13 protein-coding genes are annotated in these 15,003 nt (G+C 60.6%); 6 read left to right on the plus strand and 7 right to left on the minus strand.

The genetic code is table 11. The features are described 5' to 3' along the window. Position 1: 1 nt before the first annotated feature. The gene (locus tag MTP38_RS09100; RefSeq protein WP_178682898.1) at positions 2-325 is read right to left on the minus strand and encodes a PadR family transcriptional regulator; all 324 of its coding nucleotides are present in this window, start codon (positions 323-325) and stop codon (positions 2-4) included. Positions 326-781: 456 nt separating this feature from the next. On the opposite strand from MTP38_RS09100, the gene MTP38_RS09105 reads away from it, so the two are divergent. Next, a complete protein-coding gene (locus MTP38_RS09105; RefSeq protein ID WP_249233369.1) occupies positions 782-1,747 on the plus strand; it encodes a GNAT family N-acetyltransferase in 966 nt (321 codons plus the stop codon). A gap of 49 nt (positions 1,748-1,796) precedes the next feature. On the opposite strand, the gene mgtE is transcribed toward MTP38_RS09105, so the two are convergent. From mgtE to acpP, 3 genes are all read right to left on the minus strand, one after another. Then, positions 1,797-3,176, minus strand: coding sequence for a magnesium transporter (gene mgtE, locus MTP38_RS09110; RefSeq protein WP_227620283.1), 1,380 nt, complete (start codon positions 3,174-3,176; stop codon positions 1,797-1,799). Positions 3,177-3,518: 342 nt separating this feature from the next. Continuing rightward, positions 3,519-4,958, minus strand: a complete 1,440-nt coding sequence (gene proS, locus MTP38_RS09115) for a proline--tRNA ligase (protein ID WP_227620282.1) — start codon at positions 4,956-4,958, stop codon at positions 3,519-3,521. Positions 4,959-5,085: 127 nt separating this feature from the next. After that, entirely contained in the window at positions 5,086-5,319 is a 234-nt protein-coding gene (acpP, locus tag MTP38_RS09120; protein WP_227620281.1) for an acyl carrier protein, read from the minus strand. Between the two features lie 410 nt (positions 5,320-5,729). Here acpP and dapF point away from each other — a divergent pair, with 410 nt between their 5' ends. The 3 genes from dapF (at position 5,730) to MTP38_RS09135 (ending at position 8,759) form a co-directional block, all read left to right on the plus strand. After that, a complete protein-coding gene (gene dapF, locus MTP38_RS09125; RefSeq protein WP_249233370.1) occupies positions 5,730-6,569 on the plus strand; it encodes a diaminopimelate epimerase in 840 nt (279 codons plus the stop codon). Positions 6,570-6,794: 225 nt separating this feature from the next. Next, positions 6,795-7,982: an LL-diaminopimelate aminotransferase gene (locus MTP38_RS09130; protein ID WP_249233371.1), complete on the plus strand. Its 1,188-nt coding sequence runs from the start codon at positions 6,795-6,797 to the stop codon at positions 7,980-7,982. A gap of 225 nt (positions 7,983-8,207) precedes the next feature. Continuing rightward, positions 8,208-8,759 carry a hypothetical protein gene (locus MTP38_RS09135; protein ID WP_249233372.1) on the plus strand — a complete coding sequence of 184 codons (552 nt, stop codon included), beginning with the start codon at positions 8,208-8,210 and terminating at the stop codon, positions 8,757-8,759. Between the two features lie 87 nt (positions 8,760-8,846). On the opposite strand, the gene MTP38_RS09140 is transcribed toward MTP38_RS09135, so the two are convergent. After that, positions 8,847-9,728, minus strand: a complete 882-nt coding sequence (locus MTP38_RS09140) for an aldose 1-epimerase family protein (protein WP_249233373.1) — start codon at positions 9,726-9,728, stop codon at positions 8,847-8,849. Positions 9,729-9,876: 148 nt separating this feature from the next. On the opposite strand from MTP38_RS09140, the gene MTP38_RS09145 reads away from it, so the two are divergent. Together MTP38_RS09145 and MTP38_RS09150 are read left to right on the plus strand one after the other, a co-directional pair. Then, a complete protein-coding gene (locus MTP38_RS09145) occupies positions 9,877-12,495 on the plus strand; it encodes a peptidoglycan-binding protein (RefSeq protein WP_256466365.1) in 2,619 nt (872 codons plus the stop codon). Between the two features lie 3 nt (positions 12,496-12,498). Next, positions 12,499-13,191, plus strand: coding sequence for a peptidoglycan-binding domain-containing protein (locus tag MTP38_RS09150; protein WP_249233374.1), 693 nt, complete (start codon positions 12,499-12,501; stop codon positions 13,189-13,191). 110 nt (positions 13,192-13,301) lie between these two features. On the opposite strand, the gene MTP38_RS09155 is transcribed toward MTP38_RS09150, so the two are convergent. Further along, the gene (locus MTP38_RS09155) at positions 13,302-14,027 is read right to left on the minus strand and encodes an NAD-dependent protein deacylase (RefSeq protein WP_249233375.1); all 726 of its coding nucleotides are present in this window, start codon (positions 14,025-14,027) and stop codon (positions 13,302-13,304) included. A gap of 76 nt (positions 14,028-14,103) precedes the next feature. Beyond that, positions 14,104-15,003, minus strand: a complete 900-nt coding sequence (locus MTP38_RS09160; RefSeq protein WP_249233376.1) for an NAD(P)H-hydrate dehydratase — start codon at positions 15,001-15,003, stop codon at positions 14,104-14,106.

The following is a 15,003-nucleotide window of genomic DNA, read 5'->3' on the forward strand; positions in this document are numbered from 1 at the left end:
ATTAAATCTCCTTTGAAATCCTTTCCGCTAAGTCGATTAATTGATGAAGTCGATCTATTTCGGTTTGGACAGCCTCCTTTCCAGAAGATGTTATTAAATACACTTTTTTTCTGCTTGTACTTTCAGTGCTTTGTAATTTAATCCATCCTTTTTCTTCTAACGAGGATAGAGCACCATATAATGTCCCTGCTCCTAATAATACCCTTCCGTTTGTTACTTCCTCAACAAATTGAATGATTGCATATCCATGCCGTGGTTCATAAAGGGACAAAAGTATTAAATCTGTAACTTCTGTAAGGGTTCCCCCTTGCACATAGTCTTTCATAGAACCTCCGCTTCGAATATGTGCCCTTTATCCAAATTGATTGTCACATCGGCTAAATACGCATTACCAAGGTATTCAGTTTCCATGAGAAATCTCCTTTTTGTGCGTGAAACTATTCATAGGAAGCAGCTATGCTATGTGGCTTAGTCACTATGAAAGCTCGTTTACGCTGAGGTTGATGCTTCACGAAACCGTTCGGCATGGAGAACCGTACTCATTGATTCGTCCAAGCTAATTATATCGTTAACCGTAATAGCAATCAAGAGTTTATAAAGCGTGGCTTTGAATTTTGTGACATTGAATAAGTTATAGAAAAGCTTTTTGTGAAATATCATGTCAAAGTATTGTAAGCGTGGGTTACAACTTAATAAGTGGTATCTTTAATTAAGGGAAACGGGCCGCGGCCTGCCCGACATCTCACTGCTGGAGCCGCTGGCGGCGGCTCTGGGCGTCAGCGTGCTCGAGCTGATGCAGGGCGAAGCCGTCGTCAACCGGAACCGCTCCGCCAACCTGCTTCGCTCCAAGCTCTACGTCTGCCCCCTGTGCGGCAATGTGCTCCACGCCACCGGGCAGGCTGTCGTGAGCTGCTGCGGCATCACCCTGCCGCCGCTGGACATCTCTGAGGCGGACGACGCCGACGAGCACCATCAGCTGACACTGGAACGGGTGGAAGATGAGCTTTTCGTCACCCTTCACCACCCCATGACCAAAGACCACTACATTTCCTTCATCGCCTGCCTTACCGGCGACAAATTACAGCTGGTCAAGCTTTACCCTGAGGGCGACGTCAGCTGCCGTTTCAAAATCACCGGTGCGGGCGTACTCTACTTCTACTGCAACCGCCACGGCCTGATGAAGGCCCCGGACTTCCGGGCAGCGGCTCGTCATACGCCGCCCCAGAAGCTCCACCTGCGGGAGCCGGACGAGGGCGACCGCGAACAGGTCATGGCCTACCGGGAAGAATTTCTTGCCATCAGCTCCCGGCTCGACGGCACGTCGGCGCTGGACAAATACGACGACTTCGACCAGTGGCTGGCTAACATCCGCAAGCTGAAAGACCCAGCCACCACACCTGCCGGGTTCGTACCGGCCACCCAGTATCTGGCTCTGGACGAGCAGGAGCATCTTGTCGGCATGACCAACCTGCGCCACCATCTCAACGACTATCTGCTGGCTTACGGCGGTCACATCGGCTACAGCGTCCGCCCCTCGGAGCGGAAGAACGGCTACGCCAGCCAGATGCTCTGCATGACCCTCGAAAAGGCCAAGGAGCGCGGCATCTCCAAGGTGCGCATCTGCTGTGACCACTATAACATCGCCTCGGCAAAGACGATTCAGTCTAACGGCGGTGTACTGGAAGATGAGATGTTTGACTCCTCGGATGGGATGCTGACTCAGCGGTACTGGATAGAGAATCGATAATATACAAAAAGGCTCCGGCAGCGCCGGAGCCTTTGCTCTTATTCAAAAATCAGCCCAGATGGAACATATCAATGAGCACGACCATAGCCAGACCGTAGTACACCACAACGGCCACGAGGTCGTTGATGGTGGTGATGAGGGGGCCGGACGCCACGGCGGGGTCGATGTGGATCTTGTGGAACAGCATGGGGATGATGGTGCCCACCAAGCTGGAAATGACCATCGCCACGATGAGGGAGATGCCGACGCAGCCGGAGAGCAGGAAGGCCTCTCCCCAAGCGTATGCCTTGAAGAAGTGGATATAACAGCCGAGGAAACCCAGCGCCATGACGGCCAGCAGCGCTCCGTTGACCAGACCCACCCGCATCTCCTTCCAGAGCAGATGCAGCTTTTTGGAGGTGGTCAGGTTCTCATCCACCAGCACGCGGATGGTGACGGCCAGCGACTGGGTGCCCACATTGCCCGCCATATCCAGCACCATGGACTGGAAGCAGATGACGATGGGCAGGACGGCCACCACCGACTCGAAGGCGCCCACCACCGAGGACACCAGCATCCCGAGGAAAAGCAGGGCGATCAGCCACGGCAGGCGCTTTTTGACGCTCTCGAACACGCCCTCATTCAGGTCCTCCTCGCTGGTCAGACCGCCCAGCTTTGCGTAATCGTCGCCCATCTCATCATCCACCAGCTCGACGACATCCGCCGAGGTGATGATGCCCACCAGCTCTCCGGTGTCGTTCAGGACGGGCAGCGAACGCTCGGCATAGTCCACGATACGGTCGATGCAGTCGCTGATCTTCTCGTGGTCGGTCACATAGGGGTACGACCGGGCGATGAGCTTCTCGAGGCTGTCGTCCGCCCGGGCGATGATGAGGTCTTTCAGATCGATGGCACCGTAGAACTTCTCGTTCTCGTCCACGACATAGAGGGTGGAGATGTTGTCGTTCTCGCCGGCCTGCTTCACCAGCTCACTCATGGCCTGCCGGATGGTCATGTCCTTCCGGATGCAGATGTAGTTGGTGGTCATGCTGCTGCCGATCTCGTCTTCTCCATAGGACAGCAGCATCTTCACGTCCTCGGCGGAGTCCTTGTCCAACTGGCCGACGATCTTGGCCTTATCCTCTTCCTCGAGGTCGTCCAGCGCATCCACAGCGTCGTCCGAGTCCATGTTCGAGACGACCTTTGCGGCCTTCTCGCTGGGCAGCTCCTTCAGGTAGGGCTCCGCGTCATCCAGATAGGAGAAGATCTCGGCCACACGCTCCACGCCCAGCACGGTGTAGAGCTTCTGGCGCTCATCAGGCGTCAGGGCCTCGAGGGCGTCGGCAAGGTCATTCTCATGGTAATCGGAGAGCTTTTCGGCCAGCTCAGCCTGCGGCAGGCCGCTGTGGATGAGGTCGAGTATCTCCTGCTGGTAGTTCTTCTTCTGCATCTTGGGTTCCTCCTCCCCTTTTGGGGCATAAAAATACACCGCGTCGTCTTCTGGTCAGACTCCTGCGGTGTATCTGGGCAGATGCATTCAGGACGCGGCAGAGCTATTCGTTGCTGCCCGCATCGCAGGAGGAGCGTTGTTTGGGTTGGTCTAAATGGTCGCCGGACATTCGTCTCGTTTCCTCCTGTCAATGTATTTGCCTTTTCAGCTAGGTCATCATACTACGCTGGGACGGATTTTTCAACCCCTTTTACAAATTTTTTACTGCTTTCTTGCCAGAATGCACAAAAGAGCAGCCGCCCTCCCCGGAGGAAAAGCGGCTGCTCTCGTTTATTTTGACGCTTAGTATGCGACGCCCCAGTAGACCATAGTCTTAGCAGGCTTGCCGCAGCAGGGGCAGACATCGCTCAGATGCTCCTGCTCGAAGGGCATACAACGGCTGGACAGGCCAGCCTCTTCCTTCATCTTCATCTCACAGGCCAGATCGCCGCACCACATGGTCTTGATGTAGCCGGTGTTGGCCTTGGCCAGCTCCTTGACCTCGTCCATGGTGGTGGCGGGCCAAGTGCGGGCTTCACGGTTGGCCAGAGCGCGCTCGTACAGGTCCTTGCGCAGGGCCTCCAGCTGGGCCGGGATGGCGGTCTCCAGCTCGTCCAGAGAGACGAACACCTTCTCGCGGGTGTCGCGGCGGACGAGGACGCACTGGTTCTTCTCCAGATCCTTGGGGCCGATCTCGAGGCGCAGGGGCACGCCCTTCATCTCCCACTGGGAGAACTTCCAGCCGGGGGCGTTGTCGCTGTCGTCCAGCTTGACGCGGGCGTACTTGCTGATCTTCTCGGCCAGCTCTGCAGCCTTCTCGGAAACGCCGGGCTTGTGGGCAGCGATGGGCACCACCACGACCTGAACGGGGGCGACAGCCGGGGGCAGGATGAGGCCGTCGTCGTCGCCGTGGGTCATGATGATCGCACCCACCAGACGGGTGGAAACGCCCCAGCTGGTCTGGAACGGGTGATGCAGCTGGTTGTCGCGGCCGGTGAAGGTCACGTCGTAAGCCTTGCTGAACTTATCGCCGAAGTAGTGGCTGGTGCCGCTCTGCAGGGCCTTGCCGTCCTTCATCATGGCTTCGATGGTGTAGGTGGCCTCGGCACCGGCAAACTTCTCCTTATCGGTCTTGCGGCCCTTGACAACAGGGATGGCCAGATCCTGCTCGCAGACGTCTGCGTAGCAGTTCAGCTGCTGCTGGGTCTCAGCCTCAGCCTCAGCAGCGGTCTCGTGGATGGTGTGACCCTCCTGCCACCAGAACTCGCGGCTACGCAGGAAGGGGCGGGTGGTCTTCTCCCAGCGCACGACGCTGCACCACTGGTTGTACTTCATGGGCAGCTCGCGGTAGCTGTGCAGCACACGGGACCAGTGATCGCAGAACATGGTCTCGCTGGTGGGGCGGACCGCCAGACGCTCTTCCAGCTTGTCCGAGCCGCCCATCGTGACCCACGCCACCTCCGGCGCGAAGCCATTGACCAGCTCGCCTTCCTTCTGCAGCAGGCTCTCAGGGATCAGTACGGGCATCGCCACGTTCTCGTGGCCGGTGGCCTTGAAGCGGGCATCCATGTCTTTCTGGATCAGCTCCCAGATGGCCTGACCGTAGGGGCGCAGGATGATGAAGCCCTTGACGCTGGAATACTCGACCAGCTCTGCCTTGACGCAGATGTCGGTATACCACTGTGCAAAGTTTTCCTCCTGGCTTGTGATCGCCTGTACGAGCTTTTTGTTGTCTTTTGCCATTTTAATCTTATCCTCCCAAGGCCGTGCGCCAAACGCTCATCGTTCCGCACGAACCCATATATAAAGCCCCGCCGCTCTCTCTGCCGTGTGCAGAGTCGCGGATGCGGGGCTTTTCTGCATCTGTTGCTCAGCCCTTGTGGCTGTCCACAAAGTTCACCACATCACCCACCGTGCGCAGGTTCTCGATGGCGTCGTCGGGCACCTCGATGCCAAACTCATCCTCCAGCGTCATCACCATATCCACGATGTCGAGGCTGTCGGCCTCAAAATCGCCCATAATGTCGCTGTCCATCGTGATCTTAGCAGGATCGACGTCCAGCTGTTCTGCCAGCAGTGCGCGGATCTTTTCAAACGTATCCATGATCGCGGTCTCCTTTTTGTGCTTTAATTTCGCATTTTCACGCTGCGCAGGCCGGGCATCTCTCCCCGCCTCCCCTTTGGCGGGCAGGCCGTCCCCCTGCGCAGAATGCTCTCTTTCTTTATATCCCATGACATGGCTGTTGTCAAGCCCCGTTTTTCTCTCCGGGTCGTTTTCCGGGCAAAAATTCCAGTTGAAATCCATCTGCCGCCTCTTTTTTTGCTTGACAGAACCGCCGTTCGTTCTTATAGTAATAGTAGCCCTCTCAGGCGCTTGCGCGCCAGCTCTCCCAGAGGGAGAGCCACTGGCGTGCCGGTCAGGTCTGTTCTGGATGAAAAAGCCCATGCTGCGATGCACAGCTTCGCTCCGCTTTATCCATCAGGTCGTTAAGAGAGGCCAAAGGAGTTTTCAACATGAAGCTTTCATTCACCAAAATGCAGGGCTGCGCCAACGATTACATCTACCTCGACTGCCGCACCAGCGGCGTGCCGGGGGACATCGCGGCCCTTTCGCAGAAGCTCTCCCGCCGCCACTTTTCCATCGGCGCAGACGGCATCATCTGTATCTGCGCCCCGGTGACGGAGGGCGCGGACGGGCGGATGCGCATCTTCAACGCCGACGGCAGCGAGGCGCAGATGTGCGGCAACGGCGTGCGCTGCGTGGCCGAATGGCTCTACACCCACGGCACTGCGAAAGAGACGCTCCGCATCGACACCAACAGCGGCACCAAGACCATCACCCACAGGGGCGCACAGCTCTGGCAGGTGGAGATGGGCGGATACTCCGCCATGGCTGCGGCCCTGCCCGCTGTGAACATGGGCGAAGGGCCGCTGGTGGACTGCCCCCTCACCGTGGAGGGCAGGACGTGGCGCGTCACCTGCATCAGCGTGGGCAACCCCCACTGCGTGACCGTGGTGGAGGATGTAGACTGCCTGAAGCTTGAGGACATCGGCCCCGCATTCGAGCGCCACGCCAACTTCCCGGAGCGGGTCAACACCGAGTTCGTGGAGGTGGTGGACGCCACCCACCTGAAAATGCGGGTGTGGGAGCGGGGCAGCGGCGAGACATGGGCCTGCGGCACCGGCACCTGCGCCACCGTGGCGGCGCTGACCGAGCTGGGCCTCTGCCCCGCCGGAGAGGACGTCCATGTCCAGCTGCGGGGCGGTGAGCTTATCATCCGGGTCCTGCCGGACAAAAAACTGCTCATGACCGGCAGTGCGGTCACCGTATGCGAGGGCACCGCTGAGGTATAAACCTCTCAGGCGCTTCGCGCCAGCTCCCCTATCGAGGGGCAACAACGATGACCGCCGCCAGTGGCGGAAGCAGGGAGGCGTTGTTGGGGCAGCGGTCAGCAAGACGCAAGCAGAGCGCGCGGATGCTGGGCACCGCAACCCGGGTGCTTTAGCACCTTTGGCAAAGAGGTCAAGTCGTACAACATATTTTGAACAGCATCTATACAAGAATCGAGGGAAAGTATTATGAAAATGAACAAGCACTACAACGAGCTGAAGGCCAGCTACCTCTTCGTGGACATCGCCCACAAGGTCGCCGCCTATCAGGAGGCCCACCCCGAGAAGGAGATCATCCGTCTGGGCATCGGCGACGTGACCCAGCCTCTGGCCAAGTGCGTCGTGGACGCCATGCACGACGCCGTCACCGAGATGGGCACCAAAGAGGGCTTCCACGGCTACGGCCCCGAGCAGGGCTACCCCTTCCTCAAGCAGGCCATTAAGGGCTACTACGCAGGCCGCGGCACCCAGCTGGCGGAAGATGAGATCTTCATCTCCGACGGCGCAAAGAGCGACCTCGCCAATCTGCTGGGCCTCTTTGACGTGGACAACACCGTCCTCGTTCCGGACCCCGTCTACCCCACCTATGTGGACGACAATGTCACCGACGGCCGCAAGATCATCTACGGCCGCACCAGTCAGGAGAACGGCTTCCTCGGGATGCCCGACGACAGCGTGAAGGCTGACATCATCTACATCTGCAGCCCCAACAACCCCACCGGCGCGGCCTACACCCGCGACCAGCTCAAGGCATGGGTGGAGTACGCCAGAAAGAACAACGCCATCCTCCTCTACGATGCTGCCTACGAGTGCTTCATCTCCGACGGCGAGCTGGCCCGCAGCATCTTCGAGATCGAGGGTGCCCGCGAGTGCGCCATCGAGATCTGCTCCTTCTCCAAGATCGCAGGCTTCACCGGCACCCGCTGCGGCTACACCATCGTGCCGAAGGAGCTGGAGCGTGACGGCATGAGCCTCAACAAGCTCTGGCTCCGCCGCCAGACCACCAAGTTCAACGGTGTGCCCTACATCGTGCAGCGCGGCGCAGCCGCCGTCTTTACCGAGAGCGGCATGGCTGAGATCCAGCACAACCTCGACTACTACCGCCAGAACGCCAAGGTCATCGCCGACGCGCTGGACGAGTGCGGCGTGTGGTACTGCGGCGGCAAGAACAGCCCCTACATCTGGCTGCGCTGCCCCGGCAGCATGAAGAGCTGGGAGTTCTTCGACTGGCTGCTGGAGAACTGCGGCGTCGTGGGCACCCCGGGCGTGGGCTTCGGCGAGTGCGGCGAGGGCTACTTCCGCCTGACCGCTTTCGGTGACGCCGAGAAGACCAAGACCGCCGCCGAGCGCATCAAGGCCGCTATCAAGGCTCTGTAAATTTTATCGCACAAAAAGAGGGAGGCTCCCGCCGGGGGCCTCCCTCTTTTGCATCCAACGATTTGTGAGCTTGTCACAAAAATCAGTCGTTCTTTACTGCAAATCGTCGATTTTTAACCATACTCTTGTCCCTCCCCCGAAAAAATGATAAGATAATGTTAGACAGATGGGCAACTGTCCTTTGCGGCCATGAACATCCATCTATTACTTACAGGAGGAATCATCATGAAGCACTGGAAACGCATTCTATCCGCGCTCCTTATCAGCGCATTCGCTCTCACACTTTTTACAGGATGTGACAAAAAAGTAAAGCTGGAGGATGAACTGTTCAACCAGATGGCTGACTACGGCGAGACCATTGGGTTAAAGGTCGAAAAAGAAAAAGATAATAGCATTGCTGAGACCGCCTTTCATTTCCTCAGCAGTCGCTGCACAGGCAAGCTGGATAAGAACTTCTTTGGTAAAACCAAAAACTGGAAGTGGACTCCGACCGAGAACGGAAAAGAGTTTTTGGCCCTTCTTCCAGATCAGGAGACCTCTCGGTATCGCATCAGTTGGACGTTACTTCCTTCTGACCCCAAGAGCCAGTATTACAAAGATCCTCAAGTCATTGCCGCTGCTGTCATGCAGGACGCTTTTATTGAGGGCACAAACAGTTACGAAGCCTTCAACTCTTCGCTTACCTTTGAAGATACGATTCATGTCAGCATAGCTCAGGGCAAAATCGGAGGATATACATATTGTCTTGTTATCCAGCGCAGATCTTCTGTCAACTGAGTTTTTATTCTAGCGACACACTCTGACCTCATATAAGCAAGTCGTCCCCGCAGCGAAAAATGCTGCGGGGACGGCTTTTATTTTACTTTACCGCTCAAATGTCGTGCTGAGGGTCGTGCTCCACTCCCCGCCGGGGGCGAGGCAGGCCGCAGCGGCCCGCTGGCTCCACTCCTGCGGGTCGTCCACCGAGGCAGGCAGAGAGTTCCACGGCTCGATGCAGACGAAGCGCAGCGGCTTCGACAGGGCCGACCAGATGAGGGTATAGGGGAAGCCGGCTACATCGCAGACGATGCTGCGGCCGGTGTCCTTCTCGTAGATGCCCAGCGTCTTGGTGCGCAGGCCTGCCATGCAGAAGCTGTCGTTGTCGAAGAGGTCGTTGGTCAGCGGGATGGCCTGCTGGTTCTTCCACTGGTAGTAGCATTTGCCCGTCAGCAGACCGCCCCCGCTGGCGTCGAGGATGACCGGGCTTTCGGGCTGGTCGAAGCGGAACTCGTAGTCCTCGACGGTGTGCTCTGCATCGAAGGGCACACAAAAGGCCGGATGGTAGCCGATGCCGAACCGCAGCTCCTCGCTGCCGGGGTTCGAGACGGTGAGAGTGTGGTGGAGGGTCTTGCCGTCCAGCCGGAAGGTGCTGGTGAGGACGAAGTCGAAGGGGAACCGCTCTGCCTTCATGGTCTCGTCCGGACGCAGCTCGAGCTGGACGGTATCGCCCTCGGCCTTTCGCAGGGTGTGCTCCACATCCCGTGCGAAGCCGTGCTGCCCGCCCTTGTAGGTCTTGCCGCCGTGGGTGAAGCTGCCGTCCTTGAGCTTGCCCGTCCACGGGAAGAGGATGGGCGCGTGGCGCTTCCAGACTGCCGGGTCTGCCTGCCAGAGTAGCTCTTCTCCCGCTGCGTTCTTCAGGCTAACGGCCTCGGCACCATGGGTGTCCACCGTAAGGGTCAGATATTCGTTGTGAATGGTCGCCTGCATTTGTCTGCACTCTCCTTTTTCAGTGTGTTTTTGCTGCTTCCAGTATACTCCCCCTGCCCCGAAAAGCCAAGGGGATTCACCCATTCTCTCCCAGCGGAATAGGCTGTACCGAGCCTTGTTCTGATTTTACGCAAAGGAGAGTTTTTATATGGCTACCGGAATCCTGCGCATCCAAGCCTTCGCGGCCCGCCAGTCCAGCCCCATCGAGGGCGTGACCGTCAATGTCAGCGGCGACGGCTTCACCGCCACCCGTCTCACCGACGCCGAGGGCAATGCCGCCGACGTCACCCTCACCACACCCGCCTGCGCCCTCTCGCTGGACGAGGACAACACCACGCAGGCCCCCTACGCGGTCTGCAGCCTTGTGGCCTCCAAACCCGGCTACCGCACCGTCCGCATTCAGGGCGTGCAGGTCTTTCCCGGGCAGGTGACGCTGGCTCAGCCCGAAATGATCCCCGACACGGAAGAGATTCGGGACCCCCTCAACGCCCCCATTATCATCCCGCCCCACAGCCTCTTCACCGGCAACGGCGGCAGCGGCCCGACCCCCGCCCTCGCCTGTGTGCCGAGGGTGCTGGACCGGGTCATCATCCCCAAGAACATCACCGTCCACCTCGGCCGCCCCGCCGCATCGGCCCAGAACGTCACCGTCTCCTTCCGCAGGTATATCGCCAATGTGGCGTCCAGCGAGGTGTATCCTACCTGGCCTGAGCAGGCCCTCCGCGCCAACATCCACTGCCAGATCTCGCTGGCCCTCAACCGCATCTACACCGAGTGGTATCCCAGCAAGGGCTACACCTTCAACATCACCAACTCCACCAGCTACGACCAGTACTATGTGCACGGCCGGACCGTGTTCGACGTCATGGTGCGGCTGACGGACGACATCTTCAACACTTATATCCGCAAGACCGGCACCGTCAACCCCTACTACGCCGAGTACTGCGACGGCAAGAGCGTCACCTGCCCCGGCCTCAAACAGTGGGGCACCGTCACGCTGGCCAATCAGGGCCGGAACGCCCTCAGCATCCTCAAATATTACTACGGAAACAACATCGAGATCGTCCGCACGAACAACATCCAGTCCATCCCCCGGAGCTACCCCGGAAGCCCCCTGCGGCAGGGCAGCACCGGCAGCGCGGTGTTCACCTTACAGCGCCAGCTCAACCGCATCACAAAGGACTACCCCTTCCTCGGGCTGCTGACGGTGGACGGCATCTTCGGCAGCCGGATGACCGCGACGGTCAAAAAGTTCCAGAAGCAGTTCGGCCTCACCGCCGACGGCGTGGTGGGCCGCAGCACATGGTACAAGATCAGCTACATCTACGTCTCGGTCAAGGACCTCGCCGAGCTGACCAGCGAGGGGGAGACGTCCAACGGCGCCCTCTCCAACGGCACATGGGACCCCGGCAGCGCGCCCCTCAAGGTGGGTTCGACCGGCCGGGAGGTGGAGCAGGTGCAGTTCTGGCTGAGCACACTGGCCCAGTACGAGAGCAACATCCCCTCCGTCACGGTGGACGGCATCTTCGGCAGCGGCACTGCGGCGGCGGTGCGGGCGTTCCAGCGGCGCTACGGCCTGACTGCGGACGGCATCGTGGGGCGGGCCACATGGACCGAGCTGTACGACCAGTTCCGCAGCATCCAGTCCGACAACGGCACCCCCAACGCCTACCCCGGCTCTGCCCTGCGCCAAGGCAGCAGCGGCCAGAACGTCCGGCTGGTGCAGTTCTGGCTCAAGATCGCGCGGACGGTCTACCAGAGCCTCAGCAATGTGACGGTGGACGGCATCTTCGGCCCGGCCACGACGGCAGCGGTGCGGCGGTTCCAGACCTACTTCGGCCTTGCCAGTGACGGCGTCGTGGGCCGCACGACGTGGAACAAGCTCTACGAGGTCTACAACGACATCGCCAACCGCCTGCTCTCGTCCAGCCTGCGGCCCGGCGAATATCCGGGCCTGCTGCGCAGCGGCTCCACCGGCACAGCGGTGCGGGAGCTGCAGTTCTACCTCTATCTCATGAGCGCCTACCAGAGCAGCATCCCCTCCGTCTCCATCGATGGCCGTTTCGGCGCGGCCACCGAGGCCGCCGTCCGGGCCTACCAGCGGTTCGCCGGGCTGACGGTGGACGGCATCGTGGGCCGGAAAACATGGGATTCGCTCTACGGAAAAGCCTCGGCTCTCCGCTCCTCCGGGCCTGTGGTCACCCTCAAGCGCCTGCCCTATCCTGGCACGCCGCTGACCATCGGCAGCGACAGCAGCGCCGTGCTCTACTACGCCCTGCTTTTGCAGCGCATCGCCTACTATTACGACAGCGTGGCGTCCCCCGCGCTTTCCAGCCAATACACCCAGGAAACGGCAGACGCCACCGCCAGTGCACAGGAGCTTCTGGGCCTGCCCGCCACCGGCGCAGCCGACGCCGAGACGTGGACGGCGGTGGAGGCTCTGAGCTTACAGCTGGCGGCCTTTACGCCCAACCCTGACCGGCATCCTGAGCAGGGGCCGGACTACCCGGGCCGGGCCATGAAGGAAGGCAGCGTGGGGCCTGACGTCAGCCTCATCGAGGGCTGGGTCAACGACCGCTCCCAGCTCTACTGCGAGGAGGACTACGTCACCGACAATGCCTCCTTCGGTCCGGAGGACACCGCCGCCGTGAAAGAGACGCAGCAGCGGGCGGGCCTTGAGACGAACGGCGTCGTAGACCGGCCCACTTGGGCCGCGCTCCGCGCCCAGAGCCACACTGCCTGCGACAGCTGCACCGAGGAGGGATGAGAGATGGCACGCTTACTGGTCTATGATGCCTACGAGAACAAGGTCTACACCTATTCCAGCCTGAACGAAAACGACCCCATGCCCTACAGCACCGGAACGACCCTGACCGTCCGGGAGTTCCGGGGCAGGTCCAACAGTCCGGTGCTTTGGACGACCATTGCGGCCATGGAGGCATGGAACCTGACCCGCCGCAAGTACGGCAGAGGCATCCCGGTGGGGTACGCCTTCCGCCGCATCTGGGAGGGCGGCCACGGCACCCGCAGCCAGCACTACGCAGGCGTGTCCTTCGATGTGGGGCAGCGCCTCAGCCAGACCCAGCGCACTGCCATCTACAGAGCCGCCCGCTCCACCGGGGCGTGGGGCTACGTCGAGCCGCTGAGCCAGACCCCCACATGGGTGCACCTCGACCGGCGCTACGGCACCCCCGCCTGCAGCGGCACCACGGCGGGCTACCCCACCCTCCGCAGGGGGAGCCGGGGCTGCTACGTCATGATCCTTCAGGATGCCCTCTCGACGCTGGGCTACCAGACCGGCAGCCGCATCGACGGCATCTTCGGCAGCCGGACGGAGGAAGCCCTCCGGGGCTATCAGCGCCGCACCAGCCTCCGCGTGGACGGCGTCTGCGGCTGCAACAGCTGGAAAAAGATCTCCACCGCCGTGCTGGGCGTGGGACGAACCAGAACGACCATTGATTGATTTTCATATATAGTAGCAGAAAACAAAAAGGCTGCTGCAAAGTACGACCTCTCCGGCACAGCAAAGCCGTGACGGAGAGGTTGCTTGCAGCAGTCTCTTATTTTTATGGTTCAATCCTCCAGCACCACATCCTCGCGGAGCACCTGCCCGATGGGCTTTGCGATGCACAGGTCGGCTTCGGCGTCTGCGCCCGTAGGCTGCATATTGATGACCACGAGGTGGTCGCCCCGGAAATAGCGGATGAGGCCCGCCGCCGGGTAGACCACAAGGCTGGTGCCGCCGATGATGAGGGTGTCGGCATGACGGATGGCCGAGACAGCCCCGGACAGTACCTGCTCGTCGAGGCCCTCTTCATAAAGGACCACGTCCGGCTTGACGATGCCGCCGCACTTGGGGCAGCGGGGCACACCGGTGCTGTTGGCGATGAAGTCCACGCCGTAGAACGCGCCGCAGTTCACGCAGTAGTTGCGCAGCGTGCTGCCGTGCAGCTCGTATACCTTCTGTGACCCTGCGGCCTGATGGAGGCCGTCGATGTTCTGGGTGATGACGGCCTTCAGCTTTCCCTCCCGCTCGAGCTTGGCCAGACGGAGGTGGGCCGCGTTGGGCTTTGCGCCCCGGACAATGAGCTTATCGCGGTAGAAGCGGTAAAACTCCTCGGGGTGCGTTTCCCAGAAGGTGTGGCTCAGGATGGTCTCGGGCGGGTAGTCGTATTTCTGATGGTAGAGGCCGTCCACGCTGCGGAAATCCGGGATGCCGCTCTCGGTGGACACACCTGCACCGCCAAAAAAGACGATGTTCTGGCTCTGCGAAATGATTTTTTCTAACTTTTCAACCATATTCAACACCTCTTTTGTATTACTTGCCGGAAAACGACTTAAAATTTTGTATATTCTGCGCGTCATTCTCCACGTTTCAGCGGTCGTTCTCCGCAAACATCTGCCCCAGCTGGGGAAAAATGTCCTGCGGGAGCATTCCATACTCGCCCCTCCGGGCAGCAGCCCGGTCGGCGGCGGCACCGTGGAGCCAGACCGCGCAGGCGGCGGCATCGTAGGCAGGCAGGCCGCAGGCCAGCAGGGCCGACGTCATACCGGCCAGCACATCGCCGCTGCCGCCCCGGGCGAGGCCCGGGTTGCCGGTGGGATTGATGCAGGCCCGCCCATCCGGCCCGGCGACCACGGTCCGCGCTCCCTTCAGCACCACGACCGCGTTCCATTGGGCGGCATACCGCCGGGCGATGCCCTCCCGGTCGGCTTGGACCGCCTCCACCGAAAGCCCGGTCAACCGGGACATCTCGCCCGGGTGGGGCGTCAGGATCAGCTCTTTTGCCGGGCGGGGCAGCTCCTCGCCCCCATTCATGAGGCTGGCAGCAGCGTTCAGGCCGTCGGCATCCAGCACCGCACTGCCCGAAAAACCGGTGAGCAGCTTCTTCACCAGCGTCCGCGTCTCAGCGGCGCGGGCGCTGCTCTGGGCCAGATACCCCAGCCCCGGCCCGATGAGAAGGACGGTGGCCTTCTGCCGGAGGATGCGGGGGATGCTCTGGGGCGAGATGCCCCCCTCTGCCCCCGGCTCACAGGGGCAGAGACAGCATTCCGGCAGGCGGGCCGCTACCGCCGCCATCACCGGCTCGACGCTGGCCAGCGTGACGATGCCCGCGCCGGTGCGCAGGGCACCCTCCACGGTCAGCGCCGCAGCACCCCGGTAGCAGGCACTGCCCGCCACCGCCAGCACTGCCCCGAAGCTGCCCTTGTTGCTCTCGCGGCCCCGCTTCGGGATGCGGGACCAGACAGATCCAGCGGTGATGTCCGGTGTCAT

The sequence above is a fragment of the Faecalibacterium sp. I3-3-89 genome (assembly GCF_023347275.1).
GTDB lineage: Bacteria > Bacillota > Clostridia > Oscillospirales > Ruminococcaceae > Faecalibacterium > Faecalibacterium butyricigenerans.